The 17080-nt window shown below is 42.0% G+C and carries 17 protein-coding genes; 9 read left to right on the top strand and 8 right to left on the bottom strand.

Translation table 11 applies throughout. The features are described from left to right. The first annotated feature begins 122 nt into the window (after positions 1 to 122). The gene (locus NSP_RS22660; RefSeq protein ID WP_006195880.1) at positions 123 to 398 is read left to right on the top strand and encodes a hypothetical protein; all 276 of its coding nucleotides are present in this window, start codon (positions 123 to 125) and stop codon (positions 396 to 398) included. Positions 399 to 546: 148 nt separating this feature from the next. Here NSP_RS22660 and NSP_RS22665 read toward each other — a convergent pair whose 3' ends face one another. Together NSP_RS22665 and NSP_RS22670 are read right to left on the bottom strand one after the other, a co-directional pair. Beyond that, complete coding sequence (locus NSP_RS22665; protein ID WP_006195878.1) at positions 547 to 1272, bottom strand: class I SAM-dependent methyltransferase; 726 nt, start codon at positions 1270 to 1272, stop codon at positions 547 to 549. A gap of 83 nt (positions 1273 to 1355) precedes the next feature. Continuing rightward, positions 1356 to 2927, bottom strand: a complete 1572-nt coding sequence (locus NSP_RS22670) for a metallophosphoesterase family protein (RefSeq protein WP_006195877.1) — start codon at positions 2925 to 2927, stop codon at positions 1356 to 1358. Positions 2928 to 3229: 302 nt separating this feature from the next. On the opposite strand from NSP_RS22670, the gene NSP_RS22675 reads away from it, so the two are divergent. From NSP_RS22675 to NSP_RS22700, 4 genes are all read left to right on the top strand, one after another. Next, on the top strand, positions 3230 to 4489 hold the full coding sequence (locus tag NSP_RS22675) for an FAD-dependent hydroxylase (protein ID WP_006195876.1): 1260 nt from the start codon (positions 3230 to 3232) through the stop codon (positions 4487 to 4489). Between the two features lie 530 nt (positions 4490 to 5019). Further along, complete coding sequence (locus tag NSP_RS22690; RefSeq protein ID WP_006195872.1) at positions 5020 to 7215, top strand: lytic transglycosylase domain-containing protein; 2196 nt, start codon at positions 5020 to 5022, stop codon at positions 7213 to 7215. A gap of 180 nt (positions 7216 to 7395) precedes the next feature. Continuing rightward, positions 7396 to 8181: a twin-arginine translocase subunit TatC gene (tatC, locus tag NSP_RS22695; RefSeq protein ID WP_006195871.1), complete on the top strand. Its 786-nt coding sequence runs from the start codon at positions 7396 to 7398 to the stop codon at positions 8179 to 8181. Beyond that, positions 8178 to 8513, top strand: coding sequence for a tRNA-binding protein (locus NSP_RS22700; protein ID WP_006195868.1), 336 nt, complete (start codon positions 8178 to 8180; stop codon positions 8511 to 8513). Before tatC ends, NSP_RS22700 begins: the two co-directional genes overlap by 4 nt. A 159-nt stretch (positions 8514 to 8672) precedes the next feature. On the opposite strand, the gene plsY is transcribed toward NSP_RS22700, so the two are convergent. The 4 genes from plsY to NSP_RS22720 form a co-directional block, all read right to left on the bottom strand. Further along, positions 8673 to 9353 (bottom strand): glycerol-3-phosphate 1-O-acyltransferase PlsY, encoded by a 681-nt coding sequence (gene plsY, locus NSP_RS22705; protein WP_006195866.1) that lies wholly within the window; start codon positions 9351 to 9353, stop codon positions 8673 to 8675. Positions 9354 to 9399: 46 nt separating this feature from the next. Then, a complete protein-coding gene (locus tag NSP_RS22710) occupies positions 9400 to 10662 on the bottom strand; it encodes a DUF3086 domain-containing protein (protein WP_006195864.1) in 1263 nt (420 codons plus the stop codon). A 106-nt stretch (positions 10663 to 10768) separates the two neighbouring features. Continuing rightward, a complete protein-coding gene (locus tag NSP_RS22715; RefSeq protein ID WP_006195863.1) occupies positions 10769 to 11185 on the bottom strand; it encodes a DUF3119 family protein in 417 nt (138 codons plus the stop codon). A gap of 83 nt (positions 11186 to 11268) precedes the next feature. Further along, entirely contained in the window at positions 11269 to 12066 is a 798-nt protein-coding gene (locus NSP_RS22720) for an MlaE family lipid ABC transporter permease subunit (RefSeq protein WP_006195862.1), read from the bottom strand. Between the two features lie 486 nt (positions 12067 to 12552). On the opposite strand from NSP_RS22720, the gene NSP_RS22725 reads away from it, so the two are divergent. From NSP_RS22725 to NSP_RS22740, 4 genes are all read left to right on the top strand, one after another. Beyond that, entirely contained in the window at positions 12553 to 12849 is a 297-nt protein-coding gene (locus NSP_RS22725) for a hypothetical protein (protein ID WP_017804449.1), read from the top strand. Positions 12850 to 13196: 347 nt separating this feature from the next. Next, entirely contained in the window at positions 13197 to 14018 is an 822-nt protein-coding gene (gene sppA / locus NSP_RS22730; RefSeq protein WP_006195860.1) for a signal peptide peptidase SppA, read from the top strand. A 280-nt stretch (positions 14019 to 14298) separates the two neighbouring features. Continuing rightward, positions 14299 to 14712 carry a chorismate mutase gene (gene aroH, locus NSP_RS22735; protein WP_006195859.1) on the top strand — a complete coding sequence of 138 codons (414 nt, stop codon included), beginning with the start codon at positions 14299 to 14301 and terminating at the stop codon, positions 14710 to 14712. Between the two features lie 37 nt (positions 14713 to 14749). Next, complete coding sequence (locus tag NSP_RS22740) at positions 14750 to 15034, top strand: hypothetical protein (protein ID WP_006195858.1); 285 nt, start codon at positions 14750 to 14752, stop codon at positions 15032 to 15034. Between the two features lie 101 nt (positions 15035 to 15135). Here NSP_RS22740 and NSP_RS22745 read toward each other — a convergent pair whose 3' ends face one another. Continuing rightward, positions 15136 to 15510 (bottom strand): hypothetical protein, encoded by a 375-nt coding sequence (locus NSP_RS22745; protein ID WP_017804450.1) that lies wholly within the window; start codon positions 15508 to 15510, stop codon positions 15136 to 15138. A 125-nt stretch (positions 15511 to 15635) separates the two neighbouring features. Next, a complete protein-coding gene (gene iscB / locus NSP_RS22750) occupies positions 15636 to 16913 on the bottom strand; it encodes an RNA-guided endonuclease IscB (protein ID WP_006194909.1) in 1278 nt (425 codons plus the stop codon). Between the last annotated feature and the right edge of the window lie 167 nt (positions 16914 to 17080).

Here is a 17080-nt window from a genome sequence, read left to right on the forward strand (position 1 = left end):
TTAATCATTTGTGTGTAAACTTTAGTCGTAAGCGAGGAGGGAAGAGGTTTTTTTATAAAAATTTTCTCTCTGCGCCTCTGCGCCTCTGCGTGCAATCAATATCAACTTTCAACTAGAAACTAATGGAGATATTTGAAGTCATAGAAGACACCATCACCAAACCACCAATTCCCCATGAACCACACAAGCAATCATTAAAAGCTTGGGCGATGTATTGTTTACGGGATAAAGGGTTTAAAGTAGTATATGCCCAAAATGCCGACTTTGCCATTGAACCCAAGGGACAGGAAAAGGTGTATTTTAAAGTTACTAATAATGCAGAAGATGTAGATAATTCTACTAACTGGATAGTTTGGGACAGTGCAACCAAAAACGTTAGCCTAATTCGACCTGAATAGGATAAGCTGAACATTCTATCATATAACTCTTGTGGGGGAGGGCAAGGACTGCCCGCCCTTGATGTGCAAATTCAAAGTAGAACAGCTGATGACATTTCTTTTTTGAGTCAGGTTTCGTTTAATGCTATCTGTGTTTTTTGCATAAGGTTTAGGCTTGCTTTTCAAATATCATTAAGTGCTGCTGAGGTAACAAGTTTTTGGTTTCTCGCCAAACTAAACCCACAGCTTGCATTTCTTTACGGACTTGCTTTTGAGTCATTTTGTGCAAACGTTTAATCATAATCAAGGGATTTTCGCCCCGATATTCCACCAGCACTACTTTACCTCCTGGTTTCAAGGCTTTGACAATTCCTGTCATCACTTCTTGGGGATATTCTAACTCGTGGTAAGCATCCACCATTAGCGCTAAATCAACACTTGCATCTGGCAGGTTGGGGTTGGTGAGAGTTGCTAAAATTGGTTCAACGTTGCTAATATTTTTCTCTTGTTGGAAAAAGTTAATAATCTCTAGCATTTCTGGTTGAATATCTACAGCTAACACCTTTCCATCTGTTAATAATGGTGCAATGCGAAAGCTGAGATATCCTGTACCTGCGCCAATATCGGCCACTACATTATCGGGTTGTAAGTTCAGCGCACTGACTATTTTACTGGGCTGTTCTTTTACTTCGCGCCTCGGTCTTTCTAACCAACCTGCGCCTGTGTGTCCCATGACTTTGGCTATTTCTCTCCCCATGTAGTATTTTCCGATACCGTCTGAACTGGGGTGAGTGCGCTGTTGATAAGTATTATCGGAGAGGGTAGCGGCGTTTGCTGTGGTGATGGGGGTAAATAAGAAGTTTAACAGTAGGAGGAGGATGGTGATCAGTTTCATTTTTTAAACGCAAAGGTACGCTGAGGTTAACGCATTCGCCGTTAGGCGTTCCCGGAGGGTAGGTGCGCGGAGGTTTTATGAGTTTAAATCACAAATGGTTGAATTTGAGGGGTTTGCCATTCTTCGCCTACGCGATCGGCTACTAGGGGTGTGACAATGAATTTGGGTGGAGTACCAGCTTTAACTTCAATTTTTACGCAGGAGTAAGGTAGATGTTTGTGGGGTTTTTTTCCATTGCGACCGAAAAATAGTAAGGACTCGGCTACTTTTCGCTGGGGATGACCAGGAAGTTCTGTAAAAATTTCTATTAATTCGTTGCCTTCTCGACGTTGACGGCGGGGATAATGACCACTGCCACCAGAGATGATACAATTAATATGAGAATCGGCGTATCCTGTGTCGCCTGTGCGAATATGTTCTAAGCAGTGGGCGTGTCCGTTGAAGATTATATCGACTATGGAACGGTCTTTTGTTTGGGAACCAAGGGTTTTCGCTACCTGTTCAAATACCCAGCGTAGCCGATGACGAACTGCTAAGGTTTGGGCTTGATTCCATTTTGTGGCTTCTGTAACGTAGGGTGGATGGTGAAAGAAGATGATTCTTCCCCGCACTTCTGAACTGTTCCAAGATTCTATGAGTCGGTTTTTTAACCAATTCAGTTGCTCAAAATCGATAATATCTGTGGCGTTTGATGCTAGTTGTTTTTCAATGTCAATTTTAATTTCGTTGATTTGCTCTAATTTGGCATTGAGGTAATCAATTTGTTCCGCTTCGGCGGGTTTTTCGGGGTTGAGTCGATCGCAGGTTGCTAAAATCTGCTCTTCTTCTTGGTCTATGACTTGGCGACGTTGCTGCAATTCCCGGCGGTTGATTTCCCCTTCTGGAGTTTCTGGTAAGGGGGATGGTTTATTAAAGGTGTTGGAATCTAAGGCGAAAAAGTCGATACCGCCATAACGAAAGGTGTAATAGCGGTTGGGTAAACGGGTGAATTTTCCAGGTTGATAACGCATACACCGCCCCCCGCCAATTATAGCAGTGTAATGTTGATCTAAATGACGTTGTAATTCTTTTGGGGAGGCGATCGCTGCTGTGTAATCAAGAAATGCTCTGGCATAAGCATCACCTTTATTTGATCCATGCCAACCAATTTCTAGGTCTTTGTACCGCAGGAAACGACGCAACGGCCGGGTGCTTCCTGTAAATAAACGATACATCAATGGCACGTCATAGTAATCGTGATTGCCTGGGACTGCTAAAAATGGCAGATTGAATAACATTCGGTCATAGGCAATGTTTTCGGGTTGGTCTCCGCCTACGAGAAATTCCCGATAGGGTTGAATAAAGTTTTTATCATAATACTCGTGGGAACCCACTGCATAAATTACGTCGCCGGTATGTAAGACAAAACCGCAATCTTCTTTATGGGGAAGCATTAATTCTGCTACTTTGCGTTGGGGATGGTATCCGTAAAGCGATGTTGTTCCTGTGTCACCAATTACCATAAAGGAAAATTCAGGATTATCCTCTTTACCATCATCAATTACCATGCTGGTTTGGTCGATTCCCTGAGAAACTATCTGCGGATGAAGCCACCGCACTCTTTGCTTCATTTTGTGGATTTTCTCGGAAATCGATGGTTCGGAAATTAATTTCATCTGTAATTTTCCTGGAGTTTAAGTTTTTTTGTATGACAGCAATTTCAGGAAATAAACTAACCACAGAGACGCAGTGAGTCCAGTGCTGCGGGAGGGTTTCCCTCCGCAGGCAACTGGCGAACCCGGAGGGATGACACAGAGTTATGAGTGTTTTAGAGGTTTTTTGCCTTCGGTGGTTGAGTGTTTTTTTGTTTGTCAGTCCTTTATTTACTGAATTTGCTCTCAATAGTGCCACGATCGCTTGCGCGGTTCTGGCAGTTTGCGTAAAAATAAGAGTTAGGATGCCTTAATTTATCTTAACAATGGCGCTCACACAGCTACATCAAAATTTTTCCCTTGCACAAACACCGCCAGATCATCGGGGATATGATTATGATTTGGTCATTGTCGGCGGTGGTATTATTGGTTTAACTTTGGCTTCGGCTTTGAAGGATTCTGGTTTAAGTGTTTTACTAATTGAGGCTAGGGTCGCTTCAGCAGCAGTTGCGAAGGGACAAGCTTATGCAGTTCATATGCTTTCGGCTCTCATTTTTCAGGGAATTGGTATTTGGGAGGAAATATCGCCTCAAATCGCTAAGTATTGCCAAGTTCGCCTTTCTGATGCTGATTATCCTGATGTGGTGGAATTCGCTACGGACGATATAGGTACGCCAGAGTTGGGTTATGTGGCGGAACATCAAGCGCTTTTACAGCCTTTGCAGGAGTTTGTCCAAAATTGTCCCAATGTAACTTATCTCTGTCCGGCTGAGGTGGTAAAAACGGAATATCAGCAGGATATTGTGGCTATAGATATTAAAATTGCTGATAATATTCAAACAGTCCGCAGTAAATTAGTTGTAGCAGCTGATGGTTCGCGATCGCGCATTCGGGAAGCTGCGGGAATTAAAACGAATGGCTGGAAATATTGGCAGTCTTGTATTGTAGCATTTGTGAAGCCAGAAAAACCACACAATAATACTGCTTACGAAAGATTTTGGACGAGCGGACCCTTTGCGATTTTACCTCTGCCGGGGAACCGTTGCCGCATTGTTTGGACAGCCCCCCACGCCGAAGCCAAGGCTTTGTGCGCCTTAGATGACGAGCAGTTTTTGGCAGAACTGGGCCGGCGCTATGGTAATCAAATGGGTAAGTTAGAATTACTAGGCGATCGCTTTATTTTTCCAGTCCAACTCATGCAAAGCGATCGCTATGTACTCCCCAGATTAGCCTTAATTGGTGACGCTGCACACAATTGTCATCCCGTCGGCGGACAAGGTTTAAATTTGGGAATTCGCGATGCAGCCGCTTTAGCGCAAGTGTTACAAACAGCACATAATTCCGGTGAAGATATTGGGAATGTGAAAATCCTCAAACGCTATGAACGCTGGCGCAAGCTAGAAAACCTGACAATATTAGGTTTCACCGATTTGTTAGATCGAGTATTTTCTAATAACTTTTTACCAGTGGTATTAATTCGTCGCCTCGGTTTGGGGATGATGCGGCGCATACCGATGTTAAAAGTGTTTGCGCTCAAATTGATGATTGGTTTAAAAGGACGCACCCCAGAATTAGCCAAACGGTAAAAGGCAGAGGGGCAGGGTGCAGGGTGCAGGGGGGAATAAATTGGAATGATAGGAAAATCCTTCTTCCTTCTCCCTTCTTCCTTCTCCCAAGGGGAGACGCTAGCGCCAACGTGGTTCGTTCCTCATAAGATAGTAGACGTAATGAATCGCGTCTCTACAAAAGAAAAAAATCCTATAAATTATATTCTTGCCAGCCAGTTGGTAAAATATTTAATGGACAAGTCCTGGGTGCAAAGTATACGACTTTCAGCTAAAATAGCTAAAAACTTTCATATCATATACTCAAGATAGATGTCACAGGCTCAAGGGTGTGCAGTAGAATTCATTACTGGCGACGGTTTTTATTCTGATCAAAACGGAAAAAGTGATTACACCCACGAATTGGAATCCTAAAGTTTCCAGGACTTACGCAAAATTATGAAAAAACGAACCGCAAAGGACACAAAGGACACGAAGTCAAGAGGTTTCAGAGAGTTCTTGCGTAAGTCCAAAATTTCAAGCAATTTAGCGGAACTTCTCAGCGAATATTCATGCTGAAGAAACTACAAAAAAAACACATCTCTTTCATTGCTTTTGCAGCACTGTTTGCCTTTTCAGCAGGCGCAATGGTATCAGCACCTGAGATCGGCAAATTCTTAGGACAAAGGTTAAACCTGGGGGGAAATCAGGTTGAGCAAATTTCTCCAGATAATCAAGCCCAGTCAACCGTATTTCCACTAATATCACAGTATCTAAAAGAACGAGCGAAAAAATTAGAAGCGATCGCCAATGGTTCCAGTTCACCAGACAGGGAACGCGCCCGTTATTTATTAGCTAGTGATTTAATTGACACTAGGGAAGCCGAAAAGGCTTTAGGTTTTCTGGAAGGACTACAAAAAAGCTATCCCAGTCTCGGCCCCTATATTTTACTCAAACAGGCACAGGCACAAGATATCCTGGGTGAAGGCGGTAAGGCTTCGGATTTGAGACAAAGAGTTCTCAGAGAGTATCCCGAAGCAGCAGGAAAAGCTAAAGCTCTATATATGATCGCCCTACCAGAGCATCATGATACAGCGATCGCACAATTTCCTTCTCATCCCCTCACCTGGGAAATTATTTATAAGCGTTTACAAGAAAATCCCAATCAGCCAGAATTGCGGTTAATTTTGGCAAAATATGCCTACAATCAAGCCGGAATCGTCGGCGTGTTAGATCAGCTCGTGAAACAGCCGAATCTCAAAGCCGAAGAATGGGAAATTGTGGGTACAGCTTATTGGGAAAATAATCAATTTGCCAAAGCAGGTGATGCCTATTTTAAAGCACCCCCAACACCCCGCAACCTTTACCGTGCCGCCAGAGGAATACAGATAGGAGGTAAAGAACGGGAAAAAGCTATTGCTACTTACAATCAATTAGTCCAAAAATTTCCTGAAGCCAGCGAAACGGGACTAGCTTTATTACGTTTGTCAGAATTGGCGAGAAGCCGTCAAGAGGCCATACCATATCTGGACAGAATAATTGCGAATTTTCCTGAACAAGCCAGTAGAGCAATTGTAGAAAAAGCCAAAATTTACCAAGAACTCAACGAGCAAATTTTGGCGCAACAGGCTTGGGAACTGCTCTTAAGCCAATACGGTAGTTCTAATCAAGCCGCAGAGTATCGCTGGGAGAAAGCCAAAGAGCAAGCCAAGGCGCAAAATTACGCAGGGGCTTGGCAATGGGCGCAACCAATTGCTACAAACAATCCTAATAGTATTTTGGCTCCTAGAGCAGGCTTTTGGGTAGGTAAATGGGCAATAAGATTAGGAAAGCCACAAGAAGCTAAAGCCGCTTATGAGTATGTATTGAGTCAATTTCCTTACTCTTACTATGCTTGGCGATCGGCTGTCTACCTGGGGCTGAATGTGGGCAACTTTGATAACGTGCGGCAATTACAACCAGAAATAGTTCCGAATCAACGTCCCGTACCTCCCGCAGGTTCAGACACCTTCAAAGAACTGTATTTGTTAGGTGAAGATAATGATGCTTGGTTGCAATGGGAAACCGAATTTTTGACTAAACTCCAGCCCACGGTAGCCGAACAATTTACCGAAGGGTTAATGCAGCTAGTTAGGGGCAAAAATCTCTCAGCAATTAGCTTGATTTCTCGATTGGAAGACAGAGAAACACCAGAGGAACAAGCCGAGTATCAAGTTTTGAGCAAACAGGTAAAATATTGGCAAGCCCGTTATCCTTTTCCCTATCGCCAGGAAATTAAAAAATGGTCTGCTGAACGGCAGTTAAATCCTCTGCTAGTTACGGGCTTAATACGTCAAGAGTCCATGTTTGAGTCAAAAATTAAATCCGTTGCCGGTGCGACTGGTTTAATGCAGGTCATGCCCGCTACAGGTGAATGGATTGCGCCTCAAATTCAATTGGATAGCAAAACTATTAATTTAGAAAACCCCGACGAAAATATTAATTTGGGGACATGGTATTTAGATTTTACTCATCGGCAGTATAACAATGACTCGATGCTGGCGATCGCCAGTTATAATGCTGGCCCTGGCAACGTCGCCAAATGGCTGCGAACTATTGGTAAAAATGATCCAGACGATTTTGTGGAAGATATTCCCTTTAATGAAACGAAAAATTACGTGCGACAAGTATTTGGGAATTACTGGAATTATCTGCGACTTTACAATCCTGAGATGTCGGCTAAGGTAGGAAAATACTCAGAAGCACATCCACAATTGCCCCAGAGGTAATTAGAAAGACGAACCACAGAGGACACAGAGTACACGGAGTTATGAGAGTTTGAGTGGTTTTGCCTAAGTTTTCAGAATGTCGGAAAAAAAGTCTAAAGATTCATCTGCGGCCAAAAATATAGTTTGGTCGCTGCTTCCCCGGATACAATAGTTAACAAATGTTGCCTATTGAGCTGACTCATGACACCCTCACAAGATGTAACTACTCCTGATATTGACCAAGAGGAATACGGCAACCCAGAAATTGATCCTCTCAATGAGTTGCCAGATGAAGGGGAAATGTCCCTTTTTGACCACCTCGAAGAGTTACGACAACGGATTTTTTATTCTCTGATTGCAGTCGTCTTTGGTGTAATTGGCTGTTTTATTGCCGTTAAGCCGATTGTTAAGTTACTGGAAATCCCCGCCCAAGGAGTCAAATTTCTGCAACTTGCGCCCGGAGAATATTTCTTTGTGTCTATCAAAGTTGCAGGTTACAGTGGCTTGGTGCTTTCTAGTCCCTTCATTCTTTACCAAATTATCCAGTTCGTTCTTCCCGGATTAACTCGCCGGGAACGCCGTTTACTCGGACCTGTAGTTTTGGGTTCCAGTGTGCTGTTTGCAGCTGGTTTAGTATTTGCCTACTTGTTGCTTATCCCCGCAGCTTTGAATTTTTTCATTAGCTACGGTGAAGATGTTGTAGATCAACTTTGGTCAATTGACAAATACTTTGAATTTGTGCTGCTACTGTTATTTAGTACGGGTTTAGCATTTCAAATTCCGATTATCCAATTATTACTAGGTAATTTGGGAATTGTCTCCTCTCAAAGGATGATTGCTGGCTGGCGTTTTGTGATTATGGGAGCAGTAGTTCTCGGTGCTGTCCTCACCCCTTCCACTGACCCCCTCACCCAAAGTCTCTTAGCAGGCGCAGTATTAGGACTGTACTTTGGTGGTATTGGTCTAGTGAAACTCACCGGGAAATGACACAAATTAATTATGATGACTTTGAGCAAGTTGAGATTCGTGTAGGCAGAATAATCGAAGTTAAAGATTTTCCCCAAGCACGAAAACCAGCTTATAAACTGTGGATAGACTTTGGTGATTTGGGCGTGAAAAAATCTAGCGCTCAAATTACTAAACTTTATAATTTAGAAGATTTAAAAGATAGATTAATCTTAGCTGTGACTAACTTTCCACCGCGTCAAATAGCTGATTTTATGTCAGAAGTTTTAGTCTTAGGCGTAGTTGGAGAAAATGGCGAAGTTGTCTTGATTCAACCAGATAGAGAAGTACCATTAGGTAAAAGAATCTCATAGATGTAGAACCTCACCCCCAGCCCCTCTCCTTACTAAGGAGAGGGGAGAATTGGAGAGAACTTTTGAGGCTAGGTAAACTAAACTTGCACTGAATCAATATTCCTCTCTTTCCTTGGCGTACTTGGCTTCTTGGCGGTTCGTTCCTCCATATTCCAAAAATCAGCCATCAACAGCTTCGTCCGTAGCTAACTTCTGACCAATTTTCGGTTCCATACCAGCAAGCAGCCGCTCAATATTAGTGCGATGGCGTAAAATCACATACAAACCCCCAGCAACACCAAACAGAATATAAGGTAAAGGTTGCTGCAAAATTACCATCAAAATTGGAACAGCGATCGCACCGCTAATCGAACTCAATGATACAATCCTAGAAATAGCGATACACACAGCAAAAACCACGGCTGTAGCCACACCCACCTGCCAATTCATCGCCAATAAAATGCCTAAACTGGTAGCCACAGACTTACCACCAGAAAAGCCCAAAAAAATTGATTTACTGTGTCCCAGGATAGCGAATAACCCAGATAAAGTAATCATCCAGGGTTGCCAAATTGGAATATCTACCGTAGAGGGGATAAGATTTTGAGCAGGAGCAAAAGAGAATAACCAGTAAATAAGTGCGATCGCAAAAACACCCTTCAAGCAATCAATCACTAAAACGAAAGCTCCTGGCCCTTTCCCCAAAGTCCGTAATACATTAGTTGCGCCAGTTGAACCCGAACCAACCTCTCGAATATCAATACCCTTTAACAGCTTCCCCGCAATGTAGCCAGTAGGAAAAGAACCCAACAGATAAGCTACCACCAAAGCCACACCACATAAACCGAGCCAAATAGCCATAATTCAATCAGTGAACAGTTAACAGTTAACAGTGAACATTGAGGAATTAAAAATCATCATTGTAATTTCTCACAGATTTAGGGTCAGGAGCAAAAGCCAACCATAAAGGAAATTGCAACATTGCTAAACTGATTTGCTCGAAAGAATCATCAATGATAATAAAAGGTAATTGATTAGCCTTCACCAGTCGGTCTGCTTTTTGAGCCAAAGCATCAGGCGTTTCAAACAAAGCCACACCTCTATCCGGGCCAAAATCTGGGCGACCAATTCCTAAGCAGTCTTGCAAACCGCGCCGCCATTCACCCAAACGTTCTGGTGAATTAGCTAAAACTAGAGTACGAATTCTATCGCCATATAACCTGTGTAATATCGAAGCCACAGCCGAAGCAATCAGAATATTTTGCAAGCGGCTACCCATACTCCGCGAAGCACCCCGTCCCCCTTGGCTGAAGAACCAATCAGAAACTCGTTCAGCGTGGACAGGTTCAAAAGTCCGGCGCAGTTGCCAAGGTGGACCATAATAATCAGGTTTACTGCGATATTGGTCAATCAGACGGCGAATTTTACTTGTCGTATCTTGAAACTGCTGTTGGGCAAATTGCGGCGTTCCCGGCTGTTCTGGGGCTGCTTTCACCTCTGGAACAACAGGTTTGGCTCGTTCTACCACCACTGGTGGTATCAGTTGCAATTGCTCTGCTGACATAGCCAAATCTTGTAAGCTACCCGTGAGATAGTCTTTAAAGCCCTGCACCCGAATAGCTAAATCTTGGGATGTTCCCGCAAAAGTGGTTCGCATTTCATTCCGAATGCGTTCTTGGCGGCGTTCTAGCTGTTCTACAGAAATTTGCAATGCTTGTTTGCGTTGTTCAAGCTGCACCAGCGACTCTTGTACAAGTCGCCCCAGAGAGGTTTGAGTTTCACTTAGTTGTTCCTGAAGCGTTTTGTAAGACAGTTCTAAATTGGCGATTTCTGCCTTCAGCGCTGCTTCTGTGCTTTGCAACTGTGCAACTCTTTCCTCAGCTTCGGCATATAGTGAATTATCTGGTGACTCTGATTCTACTTCTAACTGGACTGCTGCAAATTCAACAATTGACTCTTCTGTGGACTCAATTACAGAATCTGCCACTTCTGGATGAGATATGATTGGCTCAAGATTTGCGTTATTTAGTTGTATATCAGGTGATGAAGGTGGCGCTTCTGTTTCCAGGACTGACTCTAAAGATGAGTTTTCTGGCTTTGGGTTTTCTGCTTCTATTTGTTCCAACCACTCATCAATCTGTTCTGGGGTTTGAGATTCCTCTGGATTCATAAACAATAATGCAATTCCTATGATGCGAATAAATAACTTTCACAAAATATAGTCTAAATTCAAAACCACTCAGCACGAGCTACGCTAACAGAACTTAAAAAGCCACTTAGATACGTGGACAACGTTCTTCCAGGCAAGATTTCAGGGTTTTGGGGTCAAACAAAATTGGTAAAAAGTGAATGCTGTTGACTTCCTTAAAATAAAACAGGATGGGAATTCTATTCCAGAATATCCGCCAGTTTTGCCATTCCTGGTAGGGAAAGCGCCGCAGTAATTTTTCCCCTCGGTAAATATCTAAGTCTGTAGCAGTGAAGTGTAACCGTATTGTCCGAGTTTGAATTAAAAGAAATAAACCCAACAATCCGATGATTAATCCTACCCAAAGCTGCACTAGCAGTAGGGGAATAGCAGCAATCAGAAGCACTATAGGGATATTGTAACTAGGCTGGAGTTCCACACTTGATGTGGAATTAGGTGCAAATGAACTGGTCACAGTTTTCAATCCTGTTTTCTTACTAGACATCTATCCTATTTTACGAGTTAAGGGTTCTGAGTAGAAAACTCCCCACTCCCCACTGCCCATTCCCCATTCCCCACTCCCCAATTTTAAAACCCTTGTAGCAATGCGCCCCCCGTTCCCTGAAACATTAACCATGAAAGAAAGAAGTTGCTGGTAAATATAATCAGCAAGGAAGTCACAACAGCTGTTGTAGTTGATTGTCCCACGCCTTTAGCTCCTCCTTTAGTAGTCAAACCCCAACTGCAACCAATGACGGCGATTAACAAGCCAAAGCAACACGCTTTAATTAAGGCGCTGATAATATCCCAAATACCGACAAGGTTACGAGCTGAATCTAGAAATACGGTATCGGCAATACCATATATACTCGTCGCTATAATTAATCCTCCTAAAATCCCTGTTATCAAAGACAGAAGCGTTAAAATCGGCAGCATTAAGCAGCAAGCAAGCAGGCGAGGGATAACCAGGTAATCAATGGGATCAGTTTTTAAGATAAATAGAGCATCAATTTGCTCAGTTACCCGCATAGTACCTATTTCGGCTGCAAAGGCAGAACCGACTCTTCCCGCCAAAACCACTGCGGTTAGCACTGGTGATAGTTCTCGTGTCAATGCTACCGCCAGAACTCCGCCAACGAGATTAGCCGCGCCAAAGTTAATAAACTCCCGCGCTACCTGAATTGTAAACACTGCACCCACAAACACAGCTGTTAATAGGGCAATAAATAGGGAACCTGGACCAACAGCTGCCATTTGCTCTACAGTGTTGCGCCAATTAATTTTTCCTCTCAAAAGGTGAACTATTACTTGTCCACCCAGGAAAATCGCCGCCAGCAGTCGCTGACTCCATGCTCCTAAACTGGATTTGGATTTAGTCTCACTCAATGTTTTGTAGCTAACACAGTAACTGCATTAAGAATAGCGGATGTCGGTTGTTTTTGGTCATTAATCATTGGTCATTAGTCATTAGTCATTGGTCATTGGTCATTGGTCATTAGGAAGTTACCGTCTTCTCCCCCCTGCTCCCTGCTCCCTGCTCCCCTGCCTCTTTCCCCCCACTCCCCACACTCCACTCCACTTGGTGAAACATTAACTTAATTTAAAGCTCATCTCAGAAAGTAAAGTTGCGTAAGTCCTATTTTTCGCGCATTATTACGAAATATTATGGACTCAAAGCTTTGTTTTGCCTGGGTTTCAGAAAATTTTAGCTGTTTTCAGGCTCAAATAATCTGGCTTGACAGGTGGCTGTTTCTTTTAATGGAAACTTAAGATTTTTGACATATCTCCTGTTCAGGAGCGATCGCACGTATTGTGGAAGATGACATCTGAGTTTTCAGCGATTATTCACTTTATCAACGGAGCTTGCTGTAAATGTCTGTTTTCACCAACTTTCTCCGCTCCCTACTGCTGACTATGTTTTTTAGCTTTATCGCTCCCATGTCCTTAGTCGGCGGCCTCTTATTTCTTTTGCCCCTCATCGGTCACTTTCGGGCTTTACAAGGAGCAACTGAGGCTAGCGCCACTCGGATCATGCATTTTCTCGCTATCTTTGGCAGTGGTCATCCCCTTAATGGACTTCTAATCATTAGTTTGACTTGTAGTTTCGTCGGGGCGCTATTTGACACTTATGCTTATTACCGTTATCAAATTTCACGCATCGATTCTTAAATAATCTCAACACTTGTTTGAGTATTCACTGACAAATCAACCGCCTGCCATCTGTAACCAAAATTTTCGTTAGTATTGATAGGCTTAATATAACTAAGTTTTTTTAATAAATATTAATTAAATTATCAATACTTACTAAATCCTAAAATAATATGCTATTGCAGCATTTATTACTATTAATGAAAATTTAAACTTTATATTTCAATAAATATACGCAAAAAATCTAAAAATTTAATTAAGATTATCGAGAGCATCATGGCTACTGATTTTTTTGCCCAGAGCAAAGTCGGTCGTTTAAGCGCTGGGCATTTTATATTGAGTGTATTACAGAGGTTTTTTAACTGCTCATGGTCTGGCCTTTCAAGTCCAAATTTCGGAAACAAATTGCGCGAATTGAAATTACTGGTGCGATCGCTGGTTCTACTCGCAAACGGGTGTTAGAAGCCCTAAAAACCGTAGAAGAGAAAAAGTTTCCCGCTTTACTCCTACGCATCGATAGTCCTGGAGGTACAGTTGGAGATTCGCAAGAAATCTACAGCGCCCTCAAGAGGTTACGCAAGAAAATCAAAATTGTCGCCAGCTTTGGCAATATTTCCGCTTCTGGGGGTGTGTACATTGGCATGGGAGCCGAACATATCATGGCTAACCCTGGTACAATCACGGGGAGTATTGGCGTAATTTTGCGAGGTAACAACTTAGAACGCTTGCTGGAAAAAGTCGGTGTTTCTTTCAAAGTGATCAAATCTGGCCCTTACAAAGACATTTTGTCCTTTGACCGCCAACTGACTGCACCAGAAGAAACCATTTTGCAAGAGTTGATTGACATCAGTTATCAACAGTTTGTCCACACCATCGCCGAGGCGCGTTCTTTGGAAGTAGAAACTGTCAAAACTTTCGCTGATGGTCGAATTTTTACCGGAGAACAAGCTTTAGAATTAGGCGTTGTGGACCGCCTGGGAACTGAAGAAGATGCACGTTGCTGGACAGCAGAAATGGTGGGTCTTGATCCTGACAAAGCACCCTGTTATACCCTAGAAGAACGAAAACCTTTATTGAGTCGCGTTCTACCCGGAAGCCGTCAGGTTTCATCAGGACTGGGGGCGGGAATTAATTGGTTGGAATTTGAAATGTCTACCAGTGGTCTGCCACTGTGGTTATATCGACCATAAATAATTCACAGTCATTGGTCAATAGTCTTTGATTAATGACCAATGACTCATGACCGAAAAATTTTAGATTTTGGATTTTAAATTTTGGATTGGGAATTTTCGGTACAAGCTCCGCCTCTTTAGGGCGGAATTAAGCCAAAATACTCGCTGCGCTGCGTACGCTTCGCTAACGCCAATCTAAAATCCTCAGAGATATACACTTTAGGTTGGAGTAAATCCAAAATCCAAAATCGTAAATCCAAAATTGATGAACTCATGACTAATTAAGGAGGATATTGGCGTGGAGTGGCAAATGCGGGCGATTCGTGGAGCAACAACCGTTTCTGAAAACACCATTGCAGCGATTACAGAAGCGGTTACAGAACTCATAGATGAATTAGAACAACGAAATCAACTCCAGCCAGAGGAGATGATTAGTGTGACTTTCTCGGTGACGCGTGATTTGGATGCGATTTTTCCGGCGGCGATCGCGCGATCGCGTTCTGGATGGGATAATGTCGCTATGTTGGATGTACAGCAAATGCACGTTGAAGGTAGCTTACCGCGATGCATCCGGTTTCTCATTCACGCTTACCTCCCAGCCTCTACACCCATTCATCATATTTATTTACGCCAAGCTGCTAAATTACGTCCAGATTGGAGTTTATCCCAGCCGTTACAACCATCACAGCACATAGCTAAGTCAAAAGTTTAAAATACGGCTGTAAATTATATGTAAAAATTAGTACGAAATGAGCTATTACCGTGGTGATGCTGCTCAACATACTGCCATTGGCGGGAGAATGTTTACTGAGCGGGGAACTGGTGTTTGCGTGAAGCTAGAAGATTTTTTGAGCATTCTCTCCAAAATGGAGCAGCCACTGGTAATTTTCACGAGTGAAGGCTATTTCACCAAAATCTATAAGTATGTCACAGCATACAAAGGTTTTGTGTTTTTTGCCGAATCTTTAGACAAATTAGATTTTGCTAGCAATATTGAGGTAATTTACGCTCAAAATCTCCGCACTGATATTTGAACGACTGTGCGTCAATCTCAAGTCTATTTGGCTGTGTATAAAGTACGAAATACCAGCTATGCAACAGTCAGGTAGTGGCACAATTCATTATCTGGCTGTCGCTATCTTTTTCCCTCTTGAGTCCCTGAAGCTACTTTCAGGTTATTCGTTTGATTCGATTTAAGTTCATCGATATTTTCTGTTTGGATAAATTCGTCAAACAGGTTAAAAAACGTCTGTAAAGCAGTTTGTTGATCCTGCGAGAAAGATAAAATAATTTGATCCCAGGTTTGATTGGAAGTTTGATTAATTTTCTCCTGAATCCAGGATTGAAACTGTGAAAATTGCTGTTCTTGTGGCGTTTGAGGCATTCCCATCTGGCGACGGGCAAAGCAATAACCTGCTAAAAAAGTGCGGAGGTTGGAGATAGAAATTTGTCCCAAATACATGGCAGGACGTTTCCGAATTTTGCTGATTAGTTCATACAAATCAAACATTTTTCTCTCCTGCTTAAAATTCGGTTTCGGTGATTTGGAAATTGCCACCTAAATCTTGGACAGGGCAGTAAAGGTTATTTATCCAGTCTTTGCATTTAATCTCATAAAATTGTAGTTGTCCGTAGTCAAACGTAGCTATACCCGTCACTACAATGAACCTTAGTAATATCTTTCATTGTTGAAAATTCAACTCTAAAACCATTGATAACAATCTCACATCCGTTTTTTGTGGGAGTTTTAACACGACTTACATACTTTCCAGAAGTTATGTTTTTACGATCTTTGTGCAAAGTAGCCTTAACAAAATCTCCTGTAGAAACATGAGTGAATATTTTTTTAGGCTCAGTGCAAGGAAAACCAAATTTATTGATCCTACAGAATCTTCTGCAACTATGCCCCGTGCTTTTTACTGTTAAAATTTTTGTTGTCAGTATTTTGAGAGTTTCAACTTTTCCTACACAAGCAGCATCAATCCAATGAGTTTTAGGCAATCCTAAACGAGTTCTATTAAACTTAGTTAAACCTCCTGAACCTGTTGTTATAGGTAATCCAGTTTCTTTTAACTTATTAAATAAAGCCCATCTCGTTGAATTTACAGCAGACGCATCTTTTAGTGGACGCTTGGCTTGGGATAAAATTTGCTTCAACAACTCAGGCTTTTTTGCTAAAAACTTCTCAATATCTTGAGTACCTTTTTTGATATTGCATTTCTCACAAGCTAGACACAAATTAGAAATTCTATTAGTTCCTCCTTTGGCTTTTGGTTTAATATGCTCAACTTGTAAAGGGACATTTTCCGCAGTACAGTATGCACATTTTCTATTCCATTTATTCAAAAGATATTCACGGACTTCATACCCTTGTAACTCTCCCTGTTGATACTCAAAGCCTGATATCTCCGGGTTTTCTAGCTGCTGTAGGTCAAACCTAGCAAGCTCTTCAACTATGTCAGTTATTGGGGCAAAATTACATAATCTTTTAACCCAAGTGTTAATAGTTAAAACTCTATGGCTTAAAGAAGGTGCTAACCAACCTTGAGGTTTAGTGCGGTTAAGAAATCTAGCTTGACGATAACGAGTATGTCTAGAACGTCTTCCTCGCCTTACTCCTTTTCGAGTTTCTAGGCTTTCTTTAATAGCTAAACCTCTGTGTTGTAATTCCATACCCCAGATGACTTTATTATTTTGAACTAACGCAAAACCTGTAGTTTTACTCCCTGGATCTATTTTTAATTCAATCGGTTGAGTTGGAACTTCAGATTTAGGTTCTTTCAAAATTATGGTAAATGGAAATCTTCTAAATACAGCAGCTTTTTGTTGATTTAATAAAAAACGTGCATCTCCTGGATGAATTGGAGTAAGTGGTTTTTTGTTGGTATCAAGAACTAGAACAAAATTAGACATTTAAATTTCACCTTTTCAGGGTAATGTTTGCTTCAACCTTGTTATCTGAGCTTGTTATGCTAAATACACTATCCTTGCGGATTGTTTAATAAGTAGCAACATGGCAGGGGACTAGCGAATCCCAAGGTGTTATGACCTAGATAACGTTTACTCATGTTTTGAGTGGT

Origin of the sequence: Nodularia spumigena CCY9414 (assembly GCF_000340565.2) — a bacterium.
GTDB classification, from domain to species: domain Bacteria; phylum Cyanobacteriota; class Cyanobacteriia; order Cyanobacteriales; family Nostocaceae; genus Nodularia; species Nodularia spumigena.

Excerpts from the sequence above, each read along its gene's own strand:
- NSP_RS22660 (WP_006195880.1), top strand. The coding sequence starts at position 123 with ATGGAGATATTTGAAGTCATAGAAGACACCATCACCAAACCACCAATT.
- NSP_RS22665 (WP_006195878.1), bottom strand. The coding sequence starts at position 1,272 with ATGAAACTGATCACCATCCTCCTCCTACTGTTAAACTTCTTATTTACC.
- NSP_RS22670 (WP_006195877.1), bottom strand. The coding sequence starts at position 2,927 with ATGAAATTAATTTCCGAACCATCGATTTCCGAGAAAATCCACAAAATG.
- NSP_RS22675 (WP_006195876.1), top strand. The coding sequence starts at position 3,230 with ATGGCGCTCACACAGCTACATCAAAATTTTTCCCTTGCACAAACACCG.
- NSP_RS22690 (WP_006195872.1), top strand. The coding sequence starts at position 5,020 with ATGCTGAAGAAACTACAAAAAAAACACATCTCTTTCATTGCTTTTGCA.
- tatC (WP_006195871.1), top strand. The coding sequence starts at position 7,396 with ATGACACCCTCACAAGATGTAACTACTCCTGATATTGACCAAGAGGAA.
- NSP_RS22700 (WP_006195868.1), top strand. The coding sequence starts at position 8,178 with ATGACACAAATTAATTATGATGACTTTGAGCAAGTTGAGATTCGTGTA.
- plsY (WP_006195866.1), bottom strand. The coding sequence starts at position 9,353 with ATGGCTATTTGGCTCGGTTTATGTGGTGTGGCTTTGGTGGTAGCTTAT.
- NSP_RS22710 (WP_006195864.1), bottom strand. The coding sequence starts at position 10,662 with ATGAATCCAGAGGAATCTCAAACCCCAGAACAGATTGATGAGTGGTTG.
- NSP_RS22715 (WP_006195863.1), bottom strand. The coding sequence starts at position 11,185 with ATGTCTAGTAAGAAAACAGGATTGAAAACTGTGACCAGTTCATTTGCA.
- NSP_RS22725 (WP_017804449.1), top strand. The coding sequence starts at position 12,553 with ATGTCTGTTTTCACCAACTTTCTCCGCTCCCTACTGCTGACTATGTTT.
- sppA (WP_006195860.1), top strand. The coding sequence starts at position 13,197 with ATGGTCTGGCCTTTCAAGTCCAAATTTCGGAAACAAATTGCGCGAATT.
- NSP_RS22740 (WP_006195858.1), top strand. The coding sequence starts at position 14,750 with ATGAGCTATTACCGTGGTGATGCTGCTCAACATACTGCCATTGGCGGG.
- NSP_RS22745 (WP_017804450.1), bottom strand. The coding sequence starts at position 15,510 with ATGTTTGATTTGTATGAACTAATCAGCAAAATTCGGAAACGTCCTGCC.
- iscB (WP_006194909.1), bottom strand. The coding sequence starts at position 16,913 with ATGTCTAATTTTGTTCTAGTTCTTGATACCAACAAAAAACCACTTACT.